Source organism: Candidatus Zixiibacteriota bacterium, from assembly GCA_040752815.1.
GTDB lineage: Bacteria > Zixibacteria > MSB-5A5 > GN15 > FEB-12 > JAGGTI01.
Window position 1 is genome coordinate 1 of the sequence record JBFMGC010000044.1, and the last position, 24,364, is coordinate 24,364.

General features: G+C 58.0%; 22 protein-coding genes. All 22 read right to left on the reverse strand.

Annotation, left to right across the window (positions count from 1 at the left end):
* A partial coding sequence (gene nadD / locus AB1772_10320; GenBank protein MEW5796739.1) for a nicotinate (nicotinamide) nucleotide adenylyltransferase occupies positions 1-470 on the reverse strand: 470 nt, incomplete at its 3' end.
* Entirely contained in the window at positions 457-1,386 is a 930-nt protein-coding gene (bamD, locus tag AB1772_10325; GenBank protein ID MEW5796740.1) for an outer membrane protein assembly factor BamD, read from the reverse strand. The genes bamD and nadD, both read right to left, overlap by 14 nt.
* Positions 1,383-2,027, reverse strand: coding sequence for a lytic transglycosylase domain-containing protein (locus AB1772_10330; protein ID MEW5796741.1), 645 nt, complete (start codon positions 2,025-2,027; stop codon positions 1,383-1,385). Before AB1772_10330 ends, bamD begins: the two co-directional genes overlap by 4 nt.
* Before the next feature lie 5 nt (positions 2,028-2,032).
* Positions 2,033-3,352, reverse strand: coding sequence for a 30S ribosomal protein S12 methylthiotransferase RimO (gene rimO, locus AB1772_10335; protein MEW5796742.1), 1,320 nt, complete (start codon positions 3,350-3,352; stop codon positions 2,033-2,035).
* 8 nt (positions 3,353-3,360) lie between these two features.
* Positions 3,361-3,972 (reverse strand): hypothetical protein, encoded by a 612-nt coding sequence (locus AB1772_10340; protein ID MEW5796743.1) that lies wholly within the window; start codon positions 3,970-3,972, stop codon positions 3,361-3,363.
* A 32-nt stretch (positions 3,973-4,004) separates the two neighbouring features.
* On the reverse strand, positions 4,005-6,308 hold the full coding sequence (locus AB1772_10345) for a DNA translocase FtsK 4TM domain-containing protein (GenBank protein ID MEW5796744.1): 2,304 nt from the start codon (positions 6,306-6,308) through the stop codon (positions 4,005-4,007).
* A gap of 68 nt (positions 6,309-6,376) precedes the next feature.
* Positions 6,377-6,652, reverse strand: coding sequence for an HU family DNA-binding protein (locus AB1772_10350; GenBank protein MEW5796745.1), 276 nt, complete (start codon positions 6,650-6,652; stop codon positions 6,377-6,379).
* A 261-nt stretch (positions 6,653-6,913) separates the two neighbouring features.
* Entirely contained in the window at positions 6,914-10,381 is a 3,468-nt protein-coding gene (lptD, locus tag AB1772_10355) for an LPS assembly protein LptD (GenBank protein MEW5796746.1), read from the reverse strand.
* Positions 10,382-10,388: 7 nt separating this feature from the next.
* A complete protein-coding gene (locus tag AB1772_10360) occupies positions 10,389-11,579 on the reverse strand; it encodes a DHHA1 domain-containing protein (GenBank protein MEW5796747.1) in 1,191 nt (396 codons plus the stop codon).
* 95 nt (positions 11,580-11,674) lie between these two features.
* A complete protein-coding gene (locus tag AB1772_10365; GenBank protein MEW5796748.1) occupies positions 11,675-12,445 on the reverse strand; it encodes a fumarylacetoacetate hydrolase family protein in 771 nt (256 codons plus the stop codon).
* Positions 12,442-13,383 (reverse strand): histone deacetylase, encoded by a 942-nt coding sequence (locus AB1772_10370; protein ID MEW5796749.1) that lies wholly within the window; start codon positions 13,381-13,383, stop codon positions 12,442-12,444. Before AB1772_10370 ends, AB1772_10365 begins: the two co-directional genes overlap by 4 nt.
* Before the next feature lie 42 nt (positions 13,384-13,425).
* Positions 13,426-14,799, reverse strand: a complete 1,374-nt coding sequence (locus AB1772_10375) for an MATE family efflux transporter (protein MEW5796750.1) — start codon at positions 14,797-14,799, stop codon at positions 13,426-13,428.
* A gap of 12 nt (positions 14,800-14,811) precedes the next feature.
* Positions 14,812-15,264, reverse strand: coding sequence for a type II 3-dehydroquinate dehydratase (aroQ, locus tag AB1772_10380; GenBank protein MEW5796751.1), 453 nt, complete (start codon positions 15,262-15,264; stop codon positions 14,812-14,814).
* The gene (locus AB1772_10385; protein ID MEW5796752.1) at positions 15,257-16,402 is read right to left on the reverse strand and encodes a 3-dehydroquinate synthase family protein; all 1,146 of its coding nucleotides are present in this window, start codon (positions 16,400-16,402) and stop codon (positions 15,257-15,259) included. Before AB1772_10385 ends, aroQ begins: the two co-directional genes overlap by 8 nt.
* Positions 16,356-16,943: a shikimate kinase gene (locus AB1772_10390; protein MEW5796753.1), complete on the reverse strand. Its 588-nt coding sequence runs from the start codon at positions 16,941-16,943 to the stop codon at positions 16,356-16,358. The genes AB1772_10385 and AB1772_10390 overlap by 47 nt, the downstream gene beginning before the upstream one ends.
* Complete coding sequence (locus tag AB1772_10395) at positions 16,936-17,772, reverse strand: shikimate dehydrogenase (GenBank protein ID MEW5796754.1); 837 nt, start codon at positions 17,770-17,772, stop codon at positions 16,936-16,938. The genes AB1772_10390 and AB1772_10395 overlap by 8 nt, the downstream gene beginning before the upstream one ends.
* Entirely contained in the window at positions 17,769-19,115 is a 1,347-nt protein-coding gene (gene aroA, locus AB1772_10400; GenBank protein ID MEW5796755.1) for a 3-phosphoshikimate 1-carboxyvinyltransferase, read from the reverse strand. Before aroA ends, AB1772_10395 begins: the two co-directional genes overlap by 4 nt.
* On the reverse strand, positions 19,112-20,116 hold the full coding sequence (aroF, locus tag AB1772_10405) for a 3-deoxy-7-phosphoheptulonate synthase (protein ID MEW5796756.1): 1,005 nt from the start codon (positions 20,114-20,116) through the stop codon (positions 19,112-19,114). The genes aroA and aroF overlap by 4 nt, the downstream gene beginning before the upstream one ends.
* A 65-nt stretch (positions 20,117-20,181) precedes the next feature.
* Positions 20,182-21,996, reverse strand: coding sequence for an arginine--tRNA ligase (argS, locus tag AB1772_10410; protein MEW5796757.1), 1,815 nt, complete (start codon positions 21,994-21,996; stop codon positions 20,182-20,184).
* Between the two features lie 136 nt (positions 21,997-22,132).
* Positions 22,133-23,458: an MFS transporter gene (locus AB1772_10415; protein ID MEW5796758.1), complete on the reverse strand. Its 1,326-nt coding sequence runs from the start codon at positions 23,456-23,458 to the stop codon at positions 22,133-22,135.
* Positions 23,459-23,481: 23 nt separating this feature from the next.
* Entirely contained in the window at positions 23,482-24,054 is a 573-nt protein-coding gene (locus AB1772_10420; GenBank protein ID MEW5796759.1) for an aminodeoxychorismate/anthranilate synthase component II, read from the reverse strand.
* A 34-nt stretch (positions 24,055-24,088) separates the two neighbouring features.
* Positions 24,089-24,364 (reverse strand): diaminopimelate epimerase (locus AB1772_10425; GenBank protein MEW5796760.1); only part of this gene is annotated, 276 nt, incomplete at its 5' end.

The following is a 24,364-nucleotide window of genomic DNA, read 5'->3' on the forward strand; positions in this document are numbered from 1 at the left end:
ATCTGGATACAGTTTTCGGGGAAAGCAGACAAATCGCCGACCGGGGCGCCGGGGCGCAGACCAACCAGGAGCTTGATTTCACTCAATAGCGTCTCCCATAGATACCAGGATTTTAGCTGGCTTAGTTGATCGGCGCCAATTGTCAACTCCAGTTCCACGCCGGGATAGCGCGCGCGAAGCGCTCGCACCGTGTGCAGAGTGTAGCTGGGACGGGGGGTGGTCTTCTCTACGTCACTGACTTCGATGCCGTCTAGTTCATCCGCGGCCAGTCGTGCCATCGCCAAACGATGGTCGAATGAAGCCACTGGCAGCTGGGTCCGATGCGGCGGGTCGACAGTTGGCACCAGGAAGACTCCACTCTGCCGGCGAAGGAACATGATGTTTTGAGCGAGAGCCAGATGGCCGTTATGGACAGGATCAAACGCCCCGCCGAGAATTCCCCACCGCTCGCCCGGCTTAGGAGCCGGCATCGGTGGAATCCACCTCAACGACCGGGAGATTGCCGATCATCTGCAGGTACTCCTCGACCTTTTTCAGTCTGTCGGTGTCCTGCCCGCAAGCGGTGCGGAAGCGTTCAAAGCGACGGCGCGCTACAGTTGACTCGCCCGCGCGGAGAGCCTCTTCACCGCCCTGAAACGCGGCCTCACAGGCCCTTTCGGCGGCGTCGGCGGCCCAGCGGTGTTCGGGCCAGATTGTCCCGAAGTTGGAAAACAGCTCGTTGGCCTTGTCCCAGTTCCTCTGACGGTAATACGTCTCGGCGATCTGGTAGGTGGCATCAGCGGCGTATTCGGTGTTGGTGTACTCGTCGATTACTTTCTGGAAATAGGTACGGGCGGCAGTATAGTCGCTGAGGCGGATATAGACAATGCCACTCTCATAATACTTGTGAGCCAGCCGCGTGCGTGCCTCCTTGAGATAGTGATTCGCCTCCGGGACAGCTTCCGACTCGGGATAGTCAAGTATGAAGTCTTCAAACTGGGTGATGGCCGTCTGGAGATCGGTCTGGTCGAGTCCGTAGTGATTGGGCGTACCTTTGAAGAAACAGACCGCCTTCATAAGCTGAGCCTGAGGGGCGAACGGTGATGCCGGGTAGTTCGTCAGCAGGCGGTTGAATTCCACTTGTCCCAGGACATAATCTTCGTTGCCGAAATACGACAGCGCCAGGTAGTACTGGGCCGTGTCGATCTGGCTCTCCCCCGGGTAGTTAAAGATAGTCGCCTGCAGGGCCTCAATCGCCTCAAGGTATTTCTTCTTTTTGTACTTCTCCATGCCCAGCTCAAATAACTCGCGGGAGCTGAGCTTGGCTAAATTCGTTTTCCCACCGCAGCCGGCCAGGATTACAACCAGCAGCAGAAATACCATGTGGATATGTCGCCGAGGGGTCAAACCTTGTAGGTCTCCTTCAACATGCGGTAGTTTTCCTCGACCGCGCGAAGATACCGCCGGGGGAGCGGCTCGTTGCGTCGCATCAGGTCGCGCAGCGCGGTCTCGCCCATGTTGTAGGCCACCAGCGCCTTCTTGACATCGCCGAATTTGAGAATCTGCTCGAACAGAAGCCGCGTGCCCAGTTTGATGTTGGACTCCGATTCGTGCAGGGTTTCCGAGCCGTCCCAGTCTACTCCGGCGCGCGGAGCCACTTCGGCGCCGACATACGGCACTACCTGCATCAGACCCAGTGCCCCTTTGGGAGATTCCTGGTCTTTGCGGAACGATGATTCGGTCAGGATGATCGCCATGACAAACATCGGGTCGTAGCCGTATTTCCGGCTCTCCGAATAGACGACATCGCCGAGCTTGTTTTTCTCGTCCTGGTTGAAGCCAATCTGGAAATCATCGATTGCCTTCAGAATCTGAATGCGTTCTTCCAGTTCGCGGATCCGCTTTTGCTGAAAAGAAATCTGCTCTTCGAGGTCGAACTTATCAGTGATGAGATACACCAGCAGGCCGGACTGCACTAGGTAAATCAGCACCAGCAGAAAGGCGATCGGCCGCGATAGGAATATGCCCAGCTTTTCGAATTGGATCATGGTATCTAAGCCACTTTGGTTCCGGTTAAGTCGTATCCATCGGCGTGCTCAATCCGCACCCGGCAGATCTCACCGACGCGGAGGTCGTGCCCCTGGACCAGGACAATCTGGTCTATTTCGGGGGCGTCCCCCGAAGTGCGGCCTTCTGCCCGCGTCTCGGACTCTACGGTGTCAATGATAACCTCGGTCTCAATACCGATCAAGGAGTTATTCTTCTCAAAGGCAATCACCTGTTGCAGGGTCATCAGGTGGTCACAGCGCTCGATCTTGATCTTCTCCGGGATCTGTTTAGCTAGTTTGGCTGCGGCGGTGTCCTCTTCTGCAGAAAACGTGAAGACGCCGAGGCGGTCAAAACGGCGCTCGGTCACGAAATCACACAACTCCTCGAATTGCGCGTCGGTCTCGCCCGGAAATCCCACCATGAAACTCACTCGCACGGTTGCGTCTGGGGCCTTTTTCTCAATATCCGTCAAGAGACGTTCGATAGTGCGGCGATTGGACTCGCGCTTCATCCGCCGAAGCACCGGAGTGCTCACATGTTGCAGCGGGAGATCGAAATAATCTAACGTCTTGGTTCCGTCGGCCATGTAATCGACCAGCTCCCGGTCGGTGCGCGCCGGATGCAGGTAGAGCAGGCGAATCCAGGCAATACCGTCGACAGATTCAAGAGCCCCCAGCAGATCCACCAGCCGAGGTTTGCCGCCCAGATCGGATCCCCACAGAGTCGCTTCCTGTGATACGAGTATCAATTCCCGTTTGCCGTTGGTCGCCAGGAACCGGGCTTCGGTGACAATCGGTGCCAGCGGCCGGCTCCGGTACGGTCCGCGCATCTGGGGTATCGCGCAGTAGCTGCACAGGCGGTCGCACCCATCCGAGATTTTGATATAGGCGTACGGAAACGAATCGGTCAGAAAGCGGCTCGGCCAGTCGAGGTACGCCAGCTCGCGCACATCGTGGCGAACGACTTTGCGCGGTCGTCCGGAAACCGTTACCGCTTCCGCGATCGCCTCGACCTCACCCAGACCGAAGGCGCCGTCGAGTTCTCGCATCTGAGCGAGCATCTGATCGCCATACCGCTGGCTAAGGCAGCCGGAAGCATAAATCGTCTTGAGCCGACCCTGCTTCTTGAGCTGCGCCAGATCGAGTATGGCGTCGATCGATTCTTCCTTGGCGTCGTTGATGAATCCGCAGGTGTTTACCACTATAGTATCCGCCAGATTCGGAGCGCTCACCGGCGTATGTCCGGCGTCGACCAGTCGCGCGGCGATATAATCGGCGTCAACGTCGTTCTTGGGACACCCCAGCTTATGGATGAAGAACTTCACGGCCGTTTCTACTGCAGGTTGATAACCTGGGCTGAATCGGGAAAGCGAGGCATAAAAGTGCTCCCGTCGCAGCGATCGAGATACTCAACGCCTGTGAAGACAATGCGATTCAGGTCGTCGTTTATGTCGTAATACTCGAGCCGTTCCAGGCGCGGTTTTTTGCCCGTCAGGACAACGATCATCGAATCCGGAAGGTTGGAGGCACTCGAGTCGCGCCGCGCCAGGTAGTACTCCCGGTCGGGGGTGCGCTCAGAAGCTGAATAATAGTCGTCTAACCGGGTAACAAATGACACGGTTTCGTGAGATGAAGCGTTATCGGATACAACTTCGACCGTCACTTGGTTTTCCTGTCCGGAATAGCTATACAGTTTGTCTGCTGTCTTCAGGTACTGGTCGCTGCCAACTCTGATGAAATACCGCCCGTCGGCGGCGATCAACGCCATACCCTCAGTAGTATCCACCGATTCGAACACCTGCGATTCGATAATCGACAGGAACTCAAAGCGACAACAGGCCGCACGGATCATATTTGCCTTGACCTGCTCAAACGGGTCGCCCGGTTCCTGGGCAGCCGCTGATAAAGCAGTAGCAAGCACCAGGGGTATAATTGATCTTATCATCGGAGATTATACGTCGCCGCGAGAAGATAAGTTCAGGACGAACGGTCGGCCGGCTCGCCGGGCGAGCCGGAGAACATGGCGTCGACATACGCCTGATCCACGATTACATCACGCGCCTTGGAACCGTCGAACGGCGAAACCACGCCCGCCTGCTCCAGCTTATCGATCAGCCGCGCCGCTCGTTGGTAGCCGATTCCAAGCCTCCGCTGCAACAGCGAGACTGATCCCTGCTTGTGTCTGATAACCACCTCGCAGGCCTCGCGGAACAGCGGATCACCTAAATCGACCTCCGCCTCGGCGTTGTCACCGGTCGCCTGGGAGATGCCCTCGAGAGCCATCATCTGGAGTCCCTGCTCCTTGATGAATTCGACTATTTTGTCGGTTTCCTCGCTGGAGATGTAAGCACCATGAAGACGGGTTGGTTCCGGGTGGCCGGTGCTCAGGAACAGCATATCCCCTGAGCCGAGCAGCTTTTCCGCGCCGTTGGCGTCTATAATGGTCCGCGAATCGACCTTGCTGGCCACCTGAAACGCAATTCGCGCCGGGAAATTCGCCTTGATCAGACCGGTGATTACGTCCACCGATGGCCGCTGGGTGGCCAGGACCAGGTGGATGCCGACCGCACGGGCCATCTGAGCCAGACGGGTTATCAGGGTCTCCACCTTGGATGATGTGGCCGCCATCATCAAATCGGCCAGCTCATCCACACACACCACTATGTACGGGAGCTTTTCCTCCTCTTTGGACTGGCGGCGGTTGTAGTCCTCGATATTGCGCACGCCGCCTTCGGCCAGGCGGCGATATCGTTTTTCCATCTCGACCACGATGTCCGCCAGTACCTGCTCGGCTCGTTTCGGACTGGTAATCACGGGGCGTCCGAGGTGCGGTATGTTGGCGTAGACTGAGAGTTCGAGCATCTTGGGGTCGATAAACACGAAACGAATATGCAGCGGGTGGAGCTTGTAAATGAGCGACGTAATCAGCGTATTCATGCAGACCGACTTGCCCGAGCCGGTAGCCCCCGCGATCAGCAAGTGCGGCATCCTGGCCAGGTCGGTCACGAACGGCTTGCCGTTAATGGTTTTGCCGAGCGCCAGCGGCAGGCGAAGGCGATTATCGTGATACTCCTCGGTGCTGAGCAGTTCCTTTAGATAAACAGACTGCGTGTGGCGGTTCGGAATCTCCACACCGACCGCCGCCTTGCCGGGAATGGGGGCGACAATCCTGATGCGCTTCGCCTTTAGCGCGAGCGCGAGATCATCGGCCAGACTCACTATGCGATTGACTTTGACCCCTGCACCCGGTTTGAATTCAAACCGTGTGATGATCGGACCGGGGCTGGAAGTGATTGCTCCCTCGATTGATATCTGAAAAGTCTCAAGCGTTTCCTTAAGCATTCGCGCGGTCATCTGGAGTTCGTCGTCGCTGACCGTAACGGAACTCTCCGGCGGGTCGTTGAGGAGATCAAGGCCGGGGTATTCGTACTTCATCGACTCGATATGAATTTTCTCCGCAGGCCGTTTCAGTGTGGTGCGCCTTCGACCGGTGTGCATTTCGCCCGATTTGTCAGTCAACTCACCGGCTTCACTTTCCACCATCTCGTCTTCAGGGAGGTCAAGGTCGCTCGGAATCGATTCCGCGTGCTCTTCATCCTCATTCCGTCCTTCCGTGTCCTCCGTGACTGCACCGCCGGAGAGCCAGTCGAACGAAAAGAACCGTTTGATCGCCGCCCATGCTGAAATGCCGAGGTGGCGAATCCAGCCCGGTTGGGAATCGCTTTGTCCCCACCTTAACAGGTGGTGCACGGACGTAAAGGTCAGCAGCAACACCACGATCAGACCGCCGCAGACGACATAAGTTCCGGCGGTTCCCAGCACCTTAAGGCAGACGGCGGTTAGCTTGACCAGTGCATAACCGCCGATCGCGCCGCTCTCCATGCCCAAGAGCGGTGTGGACAGATGCGAGACGTTGTATACAACGGTGCCCAGAACAGCGACCAGGAACGAGACCAGCCCGGTGAGGCGCATATATGCCGCCGGTTCTGTTGAAAACAGACGTAAGGACAGCAGAAACAAACCGAGCGGTATGAAAAACGACAGCCACCCCAGTACGACCATCAGCGCATAGGACAGATATGCTCCCAGCATACCCCCCTGGTTGCGGTACTGTATTTCAAAGGGATCGAGAAAGCGGTCGAGTTCTCCCTTGATGCGGGCATCATCGACACTACTGTGGGTAGCCAGCGCTACGAGGATAAGTACGGCGGCGATAAACACCAGTCCGCCGGTCAAGCGGCGCCACCGATTCGACAAACTCTGGCTTTTGCGCTTGCCCATAGGTTGATCTGAGGTAAAAAAGGAGGCAGGCCAGTACAACCTGCCTCCTGCCATTCAGGACGATATCGTTACTTCCGCACTGCCTCCTTGAGGTTTTTGCCGGCTCTGAAAACCGGCACCCGGGTGGCCGGAATGCTGATGGCCGCGCCGGTTTGCGGGTTCCTGCCGGTGCGGGCCTTGCGGTTCGAAATGGCAAAGGTACCGAATCCGGAGAAGCTGACCTTGGTGCCCTTCTTTAGACTCCGCGTCACGTTCTCCATGAACGCCTCCAGGGCCTGGGTCGCCTGCTTCCGGGTAATACCGGATGTCTCAGCCATGATGGCGATCATTTCATCCTTGGTCATGGCTACTTCCTTTCTTTGAGTGAGGGTGTGACCTGTTTAATCTTCAACTGGGGTTCAAAAACCGGAGGTAGAGTGAACCTGTCAACAACAAAACAAGCCGGAAACCCGCACCAATTGGGGAAATTTGCTTTATAGACTGTAGATTTGTGTACTCCGTGCGCCGCGGACGTCCTCGTCAGCCCGTTTATCGAAGAAGGCTCTGGAAGCCGTAGACCGGGAGGTTTGCCGCCCGCGATTCAGGAGATATTAGTTGGGATGGCACTACCGCATGCCCTGGAAATAGGAGCTGCTGAGCGTGCTCTGGGAGTTGTCGATTTTGACAGCGGGCAGCGCGGTAACATACAGCATGAAACCCCACCCGCGGAGCGAACCGGTTGGAACCCAATGAAATGTCCCGGTCCAGCAGTGCAGCGTCTTAACTATGCTCACCTGGTTGGCGATTGTCTTCTTCGCTGCGAAGTCGTAATACTCGGAGTAGTCGATTTGGGTGGTCGGAGTCAGACTGAACAGAAGGGCCAAACGAATCGAGCTCGACTTCCGGAATATACCGCTGAATTTGCCGGTTTCGCTGTAGCTATATGTCGCAGAAAGATCCCATCCCCGCCCGCCGGCAGAACCTGATCGCGGCCCTGAGAAGCCTAATCTCCGAGCAGAATCGGCTACGAGCGGCGATGCCGCCTGCGCGTCGTCGAACAAGAAGCGCTGCCCCCTCAGGCTGAGGGTGGCGTTGGCGTTCACGCTCATCAGACGCGGATGCCAGAAATCAAGTTCGTTTCCAGTCGGGGTTTTGTAAAGCGAATGGGACAGATCAACGGTAAGCCGGATGTTCTTCAGCAGGTTCGACCGGAGACTGGTTGACAGGGGCGAGTACTTGCGACCGATTCCCTCAAAATCGTAACTGAACGAATGGGTCACCGAGACCAGCTCGTAGTTTCGCTCCCCGGCATCAGCCCTGATCTTTGCCTGGTAGACATGGTTCAGGCTCAGACCAACGGATTCGCTCTTAGAGGTAGACCTTGCTGATGCCCCCGCATATGCGGCAGCAACCGGGTGACGGTCGCTCTTGGGTGCAAAGCGATAGGTAACCTCGGGGGTGATCACCTGCCTCAGACCGGTCACACCGAACAGACCGGGGTGAACGGTTCCGTAGAGTTTGGTCGAAAACGATGCACCTACGTCGTACCGATACATGCGATATGTGGTGGAAGCGTCGATACCGGCCACGTCTGACTGGTCGGTGCGATGTATCTTCACCCAATTCTCGGAGTAGTTCAGATTCGGATTAAGAATAAAGTACTTGGCTATGGTTAGAGGAAAACTCACCGTTACTGAATGATCCGCGCGGCTGAACTTTTTTCGGCTGCGGTAGGACAGCGTGTCCTGAATGCGGGTGACAACAGTCGAGTCGACATAGGTCGTATCGACTAAGCCGGTGATGGTATCTGTCGTGATGACCGTATCGGTAACAATCGTAGTGTCAGAGAATTCGGCGCCCAGGGAATCGCGCGTGATCCGGCTCGAGAAGTTCTCGAATCTGGGGCGATAGGTAATAATCAGCTCGTTGTACCAGCGGCGCGACGGCTTCCCCTCCTCGTCGAGCCCGCCGCTGCCAAACGGGCGAACCGGCGGCAGAGTAACGCTGAGCGACGGCAGGCGATCGGTGCGCGACTCCTTATCGAGTTGATCATCGTGCGACACCGTCCCCGACATCGAGACGCTCTTCCCGAAGCGCTTGGTGAAGTTGACCTGCGAGCGGACGACCCGATTCAGCCGCTCCTGGAGGTTGGTTGAGTAGTCGTTGTAGTAAGTCGGGTCGGAGCGGATATCGCCGGTAGCGCTTACTTTGAACGACGGGGTGATTTCGTGGTTATGGGTGGCCTTTAGTGTCCAACGGCTCTTGCGAAACTCGCGTACGTTGCGGGAATCGTACGATGTTTCCCGCCCCCAGTTGCCAGCGACGGAACCGTCGAAAGCGTAGATTTTCTTGTATGACAACCGACTGTAAACATTGAGCCGTTCCCGATCTTCGAAATAGTCCAGCGCCCCCTGCCAGTCCCAGTACTGCGACGCGGCCCAATAGTAACCTACGTTACGGATGTACCGCTCCCCCCGCTCGATATTGCCCAGCGAGAACGGCAGGATTCCGGAGTGCCGCCCTTTCTCCAGCGGGAATACGTAGTACGGCAGGGCCAGTATGGGCAAGCGGCCGATATTGAGCACCACCGGCCGGGCGATAAGCCGCTTACCCTCGATCAGCTTCAAATGGTCGGAACTGAAGTGGAAGTGCGGTTCATTGGCAGCACACGTTGTATAACGGCCATTGTCTAGGTAGAAAATGTCTTTGTGCTGGCGGTGGAGGTTCTCGCCGTAAAACAGCCCGGTCTCGTAGTTTGACTTGGACGTAACAATGCGCCCCTTCTCGGTATCGATGGAGTACCGCAGGTAATCGCCGAACATACGCTGGTCCCGGTCAGCCAGCACGACCGGAACCTCATTGGGTTGCAAGGCATCGGCGAATAGATTGCCGCTCGTGACTGTGTCCCGTTTGAGCGCCGCTGAGTACGCCTCAATAATACGTTCCTTGGTGTCGAGCTGAATTTGGTACGCTTCGAGCGCCACCGCACCGGACTTTGTTTTTGCGTTCTGCCGGAGAGTGATTAGGGAATCGATCAGACTGTAGGTGATCTTGTCGGCTTGATAGTCGATAGTGTCGGTGGTTACAACTACCGTCGTGTCTTTCTGGGTTCGCTTGGTACTCATATACGCACCGATCGCCCCGCCCATGACCTCGACCTGCCGCAGTTGCTCGTGGCTCACCAGGAAGCGGATCGTGTCGCCCGAAACTGAATTCTCCACCTCTTCCTGCCCGGCGGAATTGGCGGGATAATACCAGGAGTAGGCCTGGGTGTAACAAGTAACCGTGCGCAGGTCGCCCGCAAGAAAATCCATCAGGATGCGCCGTCCCGAGAGTTTGGAGCGGTCAAAGAGCGTGTCCGAATGCGCCACCGGCTCGACAAACTCCCCGTAGGCGGAGTCGATCACGTCGACCGTTCGAATATAACTCCCCTCCGAAGCGACACTGATCAGCCGCCCCCTGATCTCCGATTGTCTGCGGCGAATCACCGGTCCGTCGAACAGGTCCAGCACATGCCGCCGGGGATACATGATGGCGCAACCGGACGAGGAGTTGAACTCATCCGACGAAATTGTCACCGTACCCTCGGCTTCGGCGACCTCGCGGGTGGCGTCGTATTCCACGAAATCGGCAATGACTTCGATCATGCGGCTGCTGTCGGGGTAGTTCAGGTAGACAGTCGGCCGCTCCAGCATATAGAAGTAACTGCGGCCCCGATCAAAAAAGGCGTGGGTGCCGACGGCAAAGAGCGAATCCGTGCGCGACCACAACTCGACATAACTTCCGCGCGCCAATGCCTGTCCGGTGCGAAGATCATAGCGAACCGAGTCGGCCACGAGACGATACTCGCGATCGTCGATAATCACTCTCCCCCAAAGCACCGCCAGTTCTCCCTTGGCCCACATGGCCGAATCGCAGTAGATCATGCCCGACTCGGTCTCAAACACGACCGACCCGGTCACAAACGTGGTATCCTGGAGCTTGGAAAAGATGAATTCGGTTTCGTCAGCGTACAAGAGCTCCAGTTTCTTTGATGCCTGAGCGTGGAGGGAAACCGCCGCCGCCAGAATCACGAGCAGAACCGAATTTGTCAACCTGGCTCTACGCATTCTCCAGGATCGATCTTAACGCAGATCGATACGCCTCCAAGTCCGTGATGTCTGCCCCGCCAAGCTGGGCCACTCGCTCATTCCCGCCGCCTTTGAGACTCAATCGGGTGCCAAGCTCCCTAGCCAGCTGGCCGGCGTGAAGCCCGCTCGATTGACCGGCAGCAATACTCAGGCGGCCTTCGAAAAAGATCACCGCAAGGCCACTTATCTTGTCCGCCGCCAACCCGGCCAATCGCGACACAGCCGACGCATCAAGATCGCTCACTCTTTCGAAAATCAGTTGGTGGCGGCCAACGTTGGTGGCGGCTTTCGAAAGCGAATCGGCCCTGGCTGGAAGAAGCTCCCGCTGCAGGTCGGCCACTTGTTTTCGCAGGGCGCTGATCTCGCCCGTGAGTTTGGCAACTTTGTCAGGGATATCGGTAGGGTGGCAGGTAAGTGTGCGGGTCAGTGTATCAGTCACGCCAAAGCGCATGCGGTAGTCGCTGATCGCCAGGCTGCCCGCCAGGTATTTGACCAGTGCCCGTCCTCGAATCTTCTCCACTCCAATGATCTTTATCACCCCAACGCCGCCGCTCGTGTTGCAATGCGTTCCTCCGCAGGCGGAATAGTCGAAATCACCGATTCGAATCACCCGGAGCAAGCCTTCCCGCTGTGGTTCTTTGCGGAGCGGCAAGGCCTCAACCAGGCTGCTGTCTACGAACATGATTTCCACCGGCAGGTTATCCGCAACTATCCGGTTGGCTTCGTCCTCGATGGTTGCCAACTGCTCACATGTGATTGCGTCGGCCTGTAGCTCAACTGCACCGTATTCGTCGCCGAGATGAACAGACATCGTTCGCAATCCATAGAGCCGGTGAAACGCCGCCGACAGGATATGCTGTGCGGTGTGGTTCTGGCGGTTGCGCCGGCGTCGCTCCTTGTCGACCACCCCGCGTACGGCGGTGCCGACCTCGCCTACTTGCTCTTGTGTCAGATGCCACACGTCGCCGTCGTCCGACTCGATTACGTCATGCACGGCGACCCCGTTGAGAGTACCGGTGTCATAGCTCTGCCCTCCCGATGTGGGATAGAACGCCGAACGATCCAGAACGGCATAGTATGAGTCCCCCCGACGGCCGACATCGGTGATGCGCGCGTCGAACTCAAGCAATCCGGGATCTCTGTAGTATAACCGCTCGGTCAATTCAGGCTCATTTGCTGTGCTTTATCTCGCTTGAATGTCGACTCTTCTACAAGTTTGGTTGCCCGAAGGACGACAATCGAGTCGTCGTAACAGCTTTACGCCATGCGGTTTCGCAGGGTTCCGATACCTTCGATTCTAACCTCGATCGTGTCACCCGGTTTCATCGGCGCGATCCCCGACGGCGTCCCGGTGGAGATCAGATCGCCGGGCATCAGCGTCATCACTGCTGAGATATAGCTGATCAGGTAGGGGATTCCAAAGATCATCCGCGACGTGCGCCCCGATTGCTTGACCTCGCTGTTGTGAATGCCCTCGACCAGGACATCCTCGAAATCCAGATCAGGCACAATCCACGGGCCCACGGGGCAGAAAGTATCGAACCCCTTGGCGCGTGACCACTGACTGTCTTTCTTCTGAAGATCCCGAGCGGTGACATCGTTGACGCAGGTGAAACCGAAAACATGATCTCTCGCCTTTTCGACGGGAATGTGCCGACCCTGCTTGCCGATCACAACACCCAATTCGGCCTCGTAGTCAACTCGCTCGGATTCTGGCGGGTGTATAATCTCATCTTCCGGCCCGATAATTGCCGACGGCGGCTTGAGGAAGATTAGCGGTTTCTCCGGAGCGCTGTCTGCTGAGAACGATGCCTGCACGTGGGCATGGTAGTTCAGTCCGATGCAAATGATCTTGGACGGCTGCACCGGCGCCAGGAGGGTAATCTCGGAGAGCGGGAGCGTTGCGCCGTTCGGCTTTTTGTCCAACCAGGGCGGGTTGTCAAGCATCTCAACTATCTCTTCCCTGATCACTCCATAGCTTCCGTCAGGGAGTCCACTCGCCTTGAACCGCACGTATCTCGTACTCATGCCAGCGCAATACCTCTTATGTAGTTGGTAATCGAGTCGACATTGGCCTCCGGGTTGTACCCGCCCTCGAGAACCGACACCAGTCGTGAGCCGCACTGGTGGTCAGCCGCCTGGCGCAGACAAATGCCGATTTGGCGATAGCCCTCGCCGGTCAGACTGAACCCTCCCAGCGGATCGAGATAATGACCGTCGAACCCGGCCGATACAATAATGATATCAGGCTCGTAGCGAATTAGCGCGCCGCTGATTTCGGACTGGAATACCCCGACCAGTTCGGCATCGCCTGCTCCAGCCCAAAACGGGAAGTTCATGGTGTGACCGAGTCCGTCGCCAACGCCCTGCTCCCCTATTGCGCCAGTGCCAGGATAAAAGGGAGACTGGTGTGTAGAGATATACAGCACGTTGCTGCGGTCGTAGAAGAGGTGCTGCGTGCCGTTGCCATGGTGAACATCGAAATCGACCACCGCCACTCTCCGGCAATTATGCGAATCGAGTGCATATTGAGCCGCAACCGCTACATGGTTAACAAGGCAAAACCCCATGGCCCGGTCGGTTTCGGCGTGGTGCCCTGGAGGCCGCCCGATTATAAAAGACACCCTCGGCCCGCCGCCGAAAGCCTCGTCGACTGCGCTCAGCGCGGCCCAGGTGACACCACACGACGCGGCATAGGAAAGTGGCCCCATAAAGGTATCAGGATCGAGGTGTTTGATTTCGCTGCGCCGGTAGTTCTGCAAACTGTCAACATAGGCTGAATCGTGTACCCGTTTCAGAATCGACGCATCGAACTCGCGCACATCCAGATTCGTGGTGAGCGACTTGATCCCAGCTTCAGCGAGGGCTGTCGTGACAAGCGCCAGGCGATTGTAGTTCTCTGGGTGGCCGGGCGGAGCCGGATGAGTGTCCCTGCCAAGGGTGACCGCGATGCCAACCTGGTTCATGTCGAGAATTAACCGACCGCCATTAGGACGGTCAACTGAATATCACAGCTTCTTCCGCTTCCAGCGTCCGAGCGAAAACCACCAGGCGAGCAGCACCGCTTTGACAGTAGTTGTGATCGTCAAGGTCCACCAAATGCCGTTAATCCCCCAGCCCTGATCGAACGCGAGATACCAGGCGAGGGGAATGCGCGCGAGCGAACCCGGCAGCATGACGAGCATCGGCGGCACGGTATTCCCCGCGCCGGAGAAGGCCCCTTCGAGCACGATCTCAAGCGCCATCGCCGACTGGGAAATCCCCAGGATGATCAGGTAGTCGATGGCTATCCGGCGGACCTCGGGATCGCTGGTGAACACACCGGTTATGAGTCCGGGAAAGCCGATGAAAAGGGCCGAGAAGATCAGGGTGAGCCCTACTCCCAGTCCGACCGCCCCCCAGGCGCAGCGCGCCGCCCGCTCCGGCCGGCCGGCGCCCAGGTTCTGTCCGACCAGGGTTGATGCGGCGATTGAAAAACCGTAACAGGTCAGGTAGGAAAATGACTCCATCCGGTTGCCGATCCCCATAGCGGCGCCGGCGTTCTCGCCAAATCTGTGAACGAACCCAATCAGAAACCAGTAAACGAGCACGAAAACAAATTGCTGGCTGGCGATCGGTGCGCCGATCTGCGCAATCTTCAGGATACTCCGCACACCGACTCTCTCTCGGAGAGGATTTCCCACCGAGTACCCGACCCGGCCGAGAAGGAGAAGTCTCAGAATCAGCACGGCACCTGTCGCCAGGGCAAGTGTGGTAGCCACGGCCGCGCCCGGCACGCCGAGCTCGGGAAACGGCCCCCAGCCGAATATGAGCAGGGGATCGAGACAGATATTGATCGCGACTACAGTGATTCCGGTTTTGACCGGTGTGCGGGTATCGCCGGAGGCTCGGAAGATCGCGTAGGTGGTCTCGCATAGGAAGATGAGGAGAGAACTGGCGAAAAAGATTCTCAGGTAGGGCAGGGCCTGCGCGCGGGTTGCCTCGGCCACATTCATGAGCGCCAGCAACTGCGGCGACCAGACAACCCCCGCCGCGCTGACCACTCCCCCAATAATGCCCGCCAGCCAGAAGGCTTGCCGCCCGTGGTGGGCCGCCTGTTCCAATTCGCCGGCGCCGACATGCCGCGAAACCAGCGCCGTTACCCCGATACTTACGACTGCGGTCAGCGAAAACACCGTCCACACCATTACCAGCGACGAGGTCACTGCGTCCTGGGCCGCCGGTCCCAGCCAGCCGACCCAGAAGAAGTTGGCCACAGCGAGCGCGATTTCCATAAACATCCCCGCCACCACCGGTACGGCCAGCGATAAGATCGCCTTGATAATCGGCCCCGACGTGATGAGCTCGCGGTTTCGATCCGCTTTGGCCTGAAGCTGACTCATGTTACTTGTGAATCAATGGTCTCCGACAGGCGGTCTAGCCCGGTCGATAAGCCACCGGAGTGCGGAGTGGTAGCCGGTCACGCCCATACCGATAAACTGTTTCGCACACATATCGGCAAGCACGAGCTTGTGTCGGAATTCTTCACGGGCGTGCACATCAGATATGTGCACCTCGACAGCAGTAATCCCCACCGCCTCGATAGCGTCGCGCAGGGCGTAGCTGTAGTGCCCGAGCGCGCCCGGATTGATGATCAGTCCCACGGCCGATCCGGCCTCACGGTGGATGAAGTCGATTATCTTCCCTTCGTGGTTTGACTGAAACGGAAGCAGATCGTACCCGGCCGCACCCGCGGCTTCAACAAGCTGCGCCACCAGCTGGTCCAGCGAGGTGCTGCCGTATATCTCGGGGCTGCGCTTCCCCAGCAGGTTCAGATTCGGTCCGTTGACCAGCAGAATCTTAGGCATGTGAGTCTCCGTACTCGCGATAACGCGAGATAGCTTCATCGATTGCCGCAGCCACCAGTGCCGGTTTGACGTTTGTCTCGACCACCGGAGAACCGATCCGCCGAAGCAGGACGAATCGCTGCTCGCCGGAAAGACGCTTTTTGTCGAGCGCCATCGCGTCAATGACCCTGGCAGGATCGATCTTCCGTTTCGGCAGCAGCCCCATCATCGTACCTACCAGCGTCCGGTACGCTGTCAGCCCGCGAATCCGATAACCGCAGCGCTCCCCCAAAGCGAGGGCGGCGTCGATACCGATTATGACCGCTTCACCGTGAAGCAGTTTTCCGTAGCCGAGTGCCTTCTCAATCCCGTGTGCGAACGTATGGCCGTAGTTGAGCACCAACCGACGGGAGGTGTCGCGCTCATCCTTGCTGACCACATCAGCCTTGTATTCGGCGGAAAAATGAACCAGATGAGTCAGCGCCTTGGAATCATACAAGTCCCCGTCGCGAACAAATCCGGAAAGCATGGCAATTTCGGGCAATCCCGACAGTCCCGCACACTTAAGCACTTCACCGAGTCCGGCCACGATCTGCCGCTCGGAGAGTGTCATCAGAAACCGGACATCACAACACACAAACAATGGCTGCCAGAAGGCGCCGATCAGGTTTTTGCCCTGACGGTGATTGATACCGGTCTTGCCGCCGATCGCGGCATCGACCATGCCCAGCAAGGTCGTTGGGACTACCGCCCAGTTCACTCCCCGGAGCACAGTTGACGCGGCGTAGCCAACCAGGTCACTGGTCACACCGCCGCCCACTGCGACAATGAGATCATCGCGGCTGATTCGCTCGCCCAGCAGGAAATCGTATATCCCTGACAGCACGATGTCTGATTTTGTTTTCTCCCCCGACGGCACCACGAACTCAGTGTATCGCAGTCTCGTCTTACGTAGAGACGCAACCAGTCTCTGCCCGTGGAGGGCGTAAAAGTTGGCGTCGAATATCAGAAAGCAACAGTTCCCCCGTGACGCGCGCTTAAGCAAGTCGGCGAGCGCAGCCTCGAGTTCCTCTCCTACTAATACAGGATAGGTGAGACCGTGCGTATTGACTTCAATCGTGTTTATCATACGTATTGCCCAGTATGTTGAGTATTTCATCGACTATCTGCGGCACGGTCTTGCCAGTGGTGGATACCGTGAAATCGGCCCGCCGGTAGTTTTGGAGGCGTTTAACCATCAACTCGCGCATGTGCCGCAGGCTTGCCGCTCGAATGGTCTCGCCCCGGCGCGGCCGGACAAGCAGAAGCGGGCGATGTTTTGTATCGCCGATACGACGGTACAACTCGCGCAGAGTACAGCTCAGGTAGACTGTCGTGGCATGTTGCCGCGCCAGGTCACGCACCTGGGTCGACTGAAAGGCCCCGCCGCCGAGTGCGATCACTCCCCCGTGCCCCTTGCTCAAGAGCCTCATCAACTGCAGACGCTCGAGTGATCTAAAGTGCTTTTCCCCGTGCTCCCGGAAAACGGCTGTAATCGACTTGCGCATGGCCTTTTCCAGGTTCTCATCAAGGTCGATAAAGCGAGCGCCAAGCCGGCCGGCCAGAATCTTCCCAATGGTCGTCTTTCCGACTCCGGGAAAACCGATGAGAAACACCCAGCGTTGGGCCTGGTCCGTAGTCTTGGACTGACGATCACTCATCTTGAAACACCTGCGTGTAAACAGAATCGAATTCAACATCGATTCCGGTCCACAGCTTGTAGGACCTTAGCGCCTGGGCGACCAGCATGACCGATCCGTCGGCGGTGGCGACACCGGCGTCGCGAAGGGCAGCGATTATGCGGTTGTCGCTGTTATAATTAAGGTCCACGTACAGCGCCGCGTTCCCCCAGTCTTCATTGAGGGGCAGCGGGTTCGAGTTTATGTGGTTCGGACCTCCCAACGGTGTGCAATTGACGATTAGAAGTCCTTCCCGATCTCCTGCGAAAGTCGTAAGGTCGGTAATGCACGTAACGTCGATATCAGGTAATTCGCGCCGGAAGTGCTGCCGAAAGGTCTCGAGCTTCTGCGTGCTCCGACCCCACACGGTGAAATGCCGCACTGCGCAATCGCTCCGCAGAGCACATAGAATCGCCCTGGCGCCCCCGCCGCACCCGAGGATCAAGGCCCGGCTGAACCCGCTAATCCCGGTCCGCTTTAGTGCGTACGTGAACCCATAACAGTCGGTGTTGTAGCCGAACAACGACCCCTCACGAACCACCACCGAATTGACCGCGCCTGTAGCCCGGGCTACCGCGTCGAGATGGTGCATGTGCTCGACTATCGCCTCTTTATGCGGAATGGTCACCGCAAAACCCGTTATGGTGTAATTCAACTGAGCCTGAAGGTAGCCCTTAAGAGTGCCCGGCGGCACTGAGTGCAGCTCAAATCGCCCCTGCTGCCCGGCCTGCGCGAATATGGCGGCGAAAATGCGGGGAGAGAGCGAGTAACTGATATCATACCCGATCAACGCAAAGCGCTGCATTTTCATCGCACTACACGGGCCAGCAGTTCAAAGAACGCCGGGCAGGAGATGTTCACTGAGACGGGATCGTCAAGAGTCGACGGCCCAACGGCGCCCAGCGCCGCAATGGAGAAGGCCATGGCGATACGATGATCGCCAAACGCCTTGAAATCGCCGCCGCTCGGATCCTTGCGCCCGTCGATTATCAGCCCGTCCTCGAGAACCCCGCACGGCACTCCCATCTGACGGAGGTTCCAGGCGATTGCCTCAATCCGGTCGGACTCTTTTACTCGGAGCTCAGCGGCGTCGCGGACAATCGTCTCGCCTTTTGAGAACGCAGCGAGAACCGCGATGATCGGAATTTCGTCGATCATGGCCGCGGTATCTTCTCCCGAAACTTTGCGCCCTTTCAACTCGGCACCGGTAACTGTGACATCGCCGCGCGGTTCCCCGCAAACGACCGAGCGATTCGCAATCGAAACCTGAACGCCGATGTTCTTAAGGTGCTCCAGGAAAGCAGTGCGGGTCGGATTCAGCCCTACCTGTTCCACCGTGATTGTCCCGCCAGTGAGCGCCGCAGCGGCGAAAAAGAACGACGCGGTGGAAATATCGCCCGGTATGTCCAGCTCGCCGCCACCGGGTCGGGTGCGGGAAGCGAGGCGGATTTCGCGCTGGAAGTCCTCGGGCATGATCCGACGTTTCTTGCGCGGGTCGACCGGATCCGGCTGCAGAACCGGCGATATCTCGCGCACCTCAATCCTGGTGCCCAGGTACGAAAGCATCAACTCGGTGTGATCTCTCGTCACAACGTCTTCCTGCAGCGCGACCGAACATCCCGCCGCCACACCGGCCAGAAGCAGGGCCGACTTAACCTGCGCCGAGGCGACCGGGAGGCGGTACTCGAACGGCAAGAGCGGTCTCCCCTGCACCATGAGGGGAAGGTGTCCGTCGGTGGCAGTGATCTCCGCACCCATGGCGCACAGCGGCTCAACGATGCGAGCCATGGGGCGTCGAGACAGCGATTCATCGCCGGACAGGATTGCGCGCTGGTTTGTACCCGCCACCAAGCCGGCCAAAAGCCGGGCCGTAGTGCCGGAATTGCCGCAGTCGATAACCGTGTCACGCGGGACCGATAATCTTGTCGGCGGAGTGAGGGTGATCGTTCCGTTTTCGTCGTTTGCAACCGTGACACCGAGCGCTTGCGCCGCGCCCAGCGAGGAATTACAGTCGGCGTTGTCAGGGAAGTTGCGGACCGTTATCTGGCCTCCGGCGATAATCGAGATGAGCGCGGCGCGATGCGCTATCGACTTGTCTCCCGGCACGCGCATAACGCCTGAGACTTTTCTGGCCGGCTTGAGATCGCGTTTCACGGGCACACCTTGTCCACAGCCGGAGCGAGCCGGCGGAGATCGGCCATCAATTGACAGAACATCTCCAGAGTGATCGACTGCGCGCCGTCGGAAAGCGCCAACTCCGGCTGATTGTGAACCTCGACCATGAGGCCGTCGGCGCCGACCGCCATGGACGCCCGCGACAGCGGAATGACTTTTTCGCGGCGACCGGTGCCGTGGCTGGGATCGGCAATAATCGGCAGGTGGCTGTTGCTCTTTATGAATGGCATCGCCGAGAGATCGAGCGTATTCCGGCTGTGATTGGCCAGCGTACGCACACCGCGCTCGCACAGGACCACGTGGTGGTTGTTCTCGGCCAGAATGTACTCGGCGGACAAGAGCAGTTCATCCAGCGTGGCCGCCTGGCCCCGCTTTAGCAGTATCGGTTTTCCGGTGCGGCCGGCCTTCTTGAGCAACGAGTAATTCTGCATGTTGCGGGCGCCGATCTGGATCATGTCGGCATAGCGAGCGACGAGATCGACTGTCTCGGTATCCACTGCTTCGGTGACAATCTTGAGGCCGAACTTCTCTCGAACCCTGGCCAGAATCTGGAGGCCCTGCTCACCCAGACCCTGGAACGTATACGGTGAACTGCGCGGTTTGAAAGCCCCGCCCCGGAAGATCTTCACGCCCTGCCGAGCAACTACCTCGGCCACCGCGAAGCACTGCTCTTCGCTTTCGACTGAACAGGGCCCCGCCATCACCGTGAACTCGTCCCCACCGACCCTCACCCCGCCCAGGTCCACGACCGTGTCATCGGGGTGGATTTCGCGGCTGACCAGGTGATAGGCCCGGGTGACATGAATGACTTCCTGCACGCCGGGCAGGTTGGCAATTCGGTCGGAATCGACCTGCTGTTTGTTGCCGGTAACACCGATCGCGGTTCTGAGCGTGCCGAACATCGGGTGCGCGGTCAAACCCATCTTTTCGATCACTTCGCACACCCTCGCCACCAGATCGGGCGTGGCCGATCGAGCCATGACTACTAACATCGCACTCCCCCGGCGCAAACAAGCTTTGATCTCAATAAGGTCATCGTGTCGCTCTACATTGCTTCCGGGGCCTGTAACCCTAGAAGGTACAATCCCTCGTTAATAACGGTCTGCACCGATTTTACCAGCGCCATTCTTGCTGTGGTGAGGTCAGCGTTGTCAGAAATGATCTTATCTATCCGTCCCTGCTCATCCTTGCGCTGATACACCTTGTTGAATGCCGAGCCCAGCTTGAGCAGGTGGCTCGAGATGAAATAAGGCTCGTACTGTTCGCCGGCATCTACAACCACACCCGGGAAATCGGCAAGCAGCTCAATTACCCGTTGTTCCTCCGGCTGGTTCAACAGCGCTAAATCGACATCCCTGGTGATTTCGGCGCCGTACTTGCGAATGACGGAGCAGAGGCGGGCGTGGGTGTACTGAAGATACGGCCCGGTCTCGCCGTCGAAATTGAGCACCTCGGCCCAGCGAAAATCGATATCCCGCTGCCGCCTGAGAGACAGTTGCGAGAAGATGACCGCCCCCACACCGACCATGCGGGCGATCTTGTCGGCGTCCGGAAGTTCGGGGTTCTTCTCTCGGATCATATCGCTGGATAGCCGCGCTGCCTCATTAATGACATCCTCGAGTAACACGGTGTTACCCCTGCGGGTGGACATCATCTGGCCGTCGAACCGCACCCAACCGAAGTCGACATGCCTGATCCGGCCGCTCATCCGTTTGTCGGGCGGGACCTGCTCGGCGTCTTCCAGCTTGGCGATGACCTTAAAGCACTGCTTGAAGTGATCCGATTGGGCAACATTTACAACATACAGTGACTCATGGAAGCCGGGATATTTTTCCCATCGATACTCGATGCCGGCCAGATCACGGGTAGCATACAACGTGGCGCCGTCGGATTTGCGTAAGAGCAGCGGAGGCAGGTTGGTTTCGCCAAGATCGACCACCAGCGCGCCCTGGGATCGCGAGGTCAGCCCGGCCCGCTCCAGCCGCTGAATCATCGCTTCCATCCGGTCGTTGAGCACTGATTCGCCGTAGGTCCAGTCGAACTCTATACCGAGCAATCCGTATATGCGGTTGAATTCGGCGTACGAAATCTGTTTGAACCGCTCCCACAGAGCGACCGCGCTTGGCCCACCCTGCTCCAGTTCTTTGAATGCCAGGCGGGCCTCGTCCTCGAGCGCGGGGTTTTCGTGGGCCTCGCGATGAAACCGGACATACAACTGGAGCAGGTTCTTGACGGCGTCTCCCTGAAGCATCTCTTCGCTGCCCCACTTGCGGAAAGCGACTATCATCTTGCCGAACTGGGTGCCCCAGTCGCCCGGGTAGTTGATCCCGAGGGCGTGATAGCCGAGCTTCTTGTAGATCCGGCGTAGCGAGTGGCCGATGATTGTCGAGCGAAGGTGTCCGATTCCGAACGGTTTGGCGATATTGGGCGAGGAGTACTCGACCAGGTTGATTTGTCCTTTCCCAAGGTCACTATCGCCGTAGCGGTTGCCACGGGTGAGAATCTCTGACAACACTTCGGTGGTAAACGCGACCGGGTCGATTCGAGCGTTCAGGTAACCGCCGATCGACTCGCACCGGAGCGAGGACGCGGCGTCAACTGATGACAGCGCCTTGTTGATCAGCGGGCCCAGCCTGGCGGCTATATCGGCCGGCTTCTGCCTGAGCAACCGACTGTAACGAAAGACCGGCAAGCAGAACCGGCCCATGGTCGGATCCTTGGGGGGAACAAGCTGAGCCAATAGCGCAGGCAAACCGAACGCATCGCTTTCGCCCTGAGGTTGCGGAGCGTCCGGGTACGCCGCTTTGAACGCGGCCGAAACCGCTTCTGCGAACTGCTTTTGGTATCTGTCCTTAACCATCGAGCTTCCTGGCCCACATTCGACGGGGGCTAATATCTCGTGTCAGGGGCTATCAGGCAATCAATAATATGCCGAACTGCCCGCGGTGTAAGTTTTGCGAGAGAAAGGACTTAGGGCGCGGGATCGGCACCTGAGTCTATACCCGCGCATCCCCGGGGAGGTACCAGCCGTTACGGTCCTCGCGGCGTTTCTCCACCCGCGAGAAGAAGACATAGTATGCCAGCGAGGCGAGCACGTACAGCGCAACGGCAACATTGAGCACCACCGTGTAGCCGTACCTCTCGATGAGATTGCCGCCGAGCGCCACCGAGAACATCCAGGAACCGGTCCAGGAAATCATGAGAATGGCGTTTACCAGCCCCTGCTCCCCTTTTTCGGAGAGCTCCATGCTGAAGTTGTTGTTTATCGGCACCCCCATGTTCATTAGCGCACCGCGTATGATAAACGCCGGCACCGCCAGGTAAAGAGAGTGGGTGTACGCCAGGATCAGCATGAACGGAATTGACGCCATCTGGGTCCATACAATTGTGCGGACCAGACCAAAGCGTGGCGTTATCAGCGGCCCGCAAAGCGTGCCTGCCAGCATCCCGAACGACAGCAAAATGAAATAGAATCCGATCCGATCAGGGGACAGACCGAACCGATCGCGAAAATAGAGATTCAAAAACGGAATAATCAAACCGGCCCCGATCCCGATCAGGAGGTTAACTGTGGTCAGGCGGAGGTAGAATCCGCCGCGACGACGGAACTGTTCGCGGTTCAGGCCGAACCAATGTTCTTCGGCCGAAGGCGGCGAGGCCTTTATGAGACTGAGCGGTATGACCGCGGCGAGGCTGATCGCCAGCGCCACGTAGAGCGTCACCTGGTAACCGAGAATGATATTGCCGGTTTGATCGCCAATTAGTTTGACCAGATTTCCCGAACCCCAGGAGCCAATCATTCCGGCCAGCAAGTGCGTTCCAAAGGAGAACGAGAATAGGTGAGTGCGCTCAGCCTGGGTCGAGTTCCTCATATAGAAAGGACCGGACGCCACCCGGAAGAAGGCGAACGCCATCCCTCCCAGCAGGCCAAAGCCAAGCAGGAACTCAAACTCAGTCCAGGTGGTGAGTCCATACGAGAAGAACGTCATCAGCAGGCAGCAGCCAATCAGCAGCGGTTTTAGACTGATGCGGCTGAGCACCATCGCGGCCGGAATGGCAATTAAGGTCATTCCTACTGCCCGGCTCGACTGCACGTAGCCGATCTGCCCCTCGACAAACCCAAGCTCCTTCAAGTACAGATTCAGCAGCAGTTCGAAGACACTGTAGTTGAACCCTATGAGGAACGAACCGATCAGGTACAGCCGGGCGTTGCGCGAGAACATCTGCACCGAGGCCATATAAGCGTCGATCGCGCCCCTGGCTCGGTTCCAGATTCCGCCAGGCGAGATCGTTTCGGTGCGACGATGTAGATCAACGGTCATCGGTTAATCCAACAGGGTGATCATCAGGTTTCAAGACTACCCACGAAATTGTCCAGTATCTGCCTGCCCGATGGTGTCAGCACTGATTCCGGATGAAACTGCACGCCGTACACCGGCCATTGCCGGTGCGCAATTCCCATGACAACCCCGTCGTCAGACCAGGCGGTAACCGCGAGAAACTGGGGCACTGTTTCCATCGCCACCACCAACGAATGGTAGCGCCCTGCGGTCATCGGCGAGTTTACCCCTCTGAAAAGCAGTGACCCGTCGTGACAGACCACCGAGGTCTTCCCGTGCATTAAAGACGGCGCATACTCTATTTGCGCACCGAATACTCGGCCGATGGCCTGGTGGCCGAGACAGACGCCCAGAATCGGGACCTTCCCGGCCGCCTCGCGAATCAGAGCTTCGAGTATACCGGCGTTTTCCGGACGGCCGGGTCCAGGTGAGAGGACAATGCCCGACGGCCTCATAGCGAGAACCTCAGAGACAGACACTTCATCGTTCCGGGCCACGCACACGTCGCTGCCCGTCTCCGCCAGGTACTGGACCAGGTTGTAGGTAAACGAATCGTAGTTATCGAGCACGAAAAGCATGGCGTCCACTTCGCGAGGCGGGTTCGCTGTCACTCTAACGGCGATACTCGAACTCTCCTCGCATTATGAATTGGACCGGACCGGTAAGTTCAATGACATTATCCTGCCGCCAGTTCACTTCCAGTTCGCCGGCCTGGAATTCTACCCGGCTCTCTCGGTTTGCCAGGCCCAATATGACCATGGCGCAAACCGCCGCGGCCGCGCCGGTACCCGACGAACCGGTCGCCCCGGCGCCCCGTTCCCATTCGCACAGTCTGAGACGGCCTCGGTTAATTACCTTCACGAATTCCACGTTGGTGCCGTTTGGAAA

What these genes read in the sequence shown, in the direction of transcription:
- AB1772_10330 (MEW5796741.1), bottom strand. Translation starts at nt 2,027, where the DNA reads ATGATCCAATTCGAAAAGCTGGGCATATTCCTATCGCGGCCGATCGCC.
- AB1772_10340 (MEW5796743.1), bottom strand. Translation starts at nt 3,972, where the DNA reads ATGATAAGATCAATTATACCCCTGGTGCTTGCTACTGCTTTATCAGCG.
- AB1772_10345 (MEW5796744.1), bottom strand. Translation starts at nt 6,308, where the DNA reads ATGGGCAAGCGCAAAAGCCAGAGTTTGTCGAATCGGTGGCGCCGCTTG.
- AB1772_10350 (MEW5796745.1), bottom strand. Translation starts at nt 6,652, where the DNA reads ATGACCAAGGATGAAATGATCGCCATCATGGCTGAGACATCCGGTATT.
- AB1772_10365 (MEW5796748.1), bottom strand. Translation starts at nt 12,445, where the DNA reads ATGAGTACGAGATACGTGCGGTTCAAGGCGAGTGGACTCCCTGACGGA.
- AB1772_10370 (MEW5796749.1), bottom strand. Translation starts at nt 13,383, where the DNA reads ATGAACCAGGTTGGCATCGCGGTCACCCTTGGCAGGGACACTCATCCG.
- AB1772_10375 (MEW5796750.1), bottom strand. Translation starts at nt 14,799, where the DNA reads ATGAGTCAGCTTCAGGCCAAAGCGGATCGAAACCGCGAGCTCATCACG.
- aroQ (MEW5796751.1), bottom strand. Translation starts at nt 15,264, where the DNA reads ATGCCTAAGATTCTGCTGGTCAACGGACCGAATCTGAACCTGCTGGGG.
- AB1772_10385 (MEW5796752.1), bottom strand. Translation starts at nt 16,402, where the DNA reads ATGAAATACTCAACATACTGGGCAATACGTATGATAAACACGATTGAA.
- AB1772_10390 (MEW5796753.1), bottom strand. Translation starts at nt 16,943, where the DNA reads ATGAGTGATCGTCAGTCCAAGACTACGGACCAGGCCCAACGCTGGGTG.
- AB1772_10395 (MEW5796754.1), bottom strand. Translation starts at nt 17,772, where the DNA reads ATGAAAATGCAGCGCTTTGCGTTGATCGGGTATGATATCAGTTACTCG.
- aroF (MEW5796756.1), bottom strand. Translation starts at nt 20,116, where the DNA reads ATGGCTCGATCGGCCACGCCCGATCTGGTGGCGAGGGTGTGCGAAGTG.
- argS (MEW5796757.1), bottom strand. Translation starts at nt 21,996, where the DNA reads ATGGTTAAGGACAGATACCAAAAGCAGTTCGCAGAAGCGGTTTCGGCC.
- AB1772_10415 (MEW5796758.1), bottom strand. Translation starts at nt 23,458, where the DNA reads ATGACCGTTGATCTACATCGTCGCACCGAAACGATCTCGCCTGGCGGA.
- AB1772_10420 (MEW5796759.1), bottom strand. Translation starts at nt 24,054, where the DNA reads ATGCTTTTCGTGCTCGATAACTACGATTCGTTTACCTACAACCTGGTC.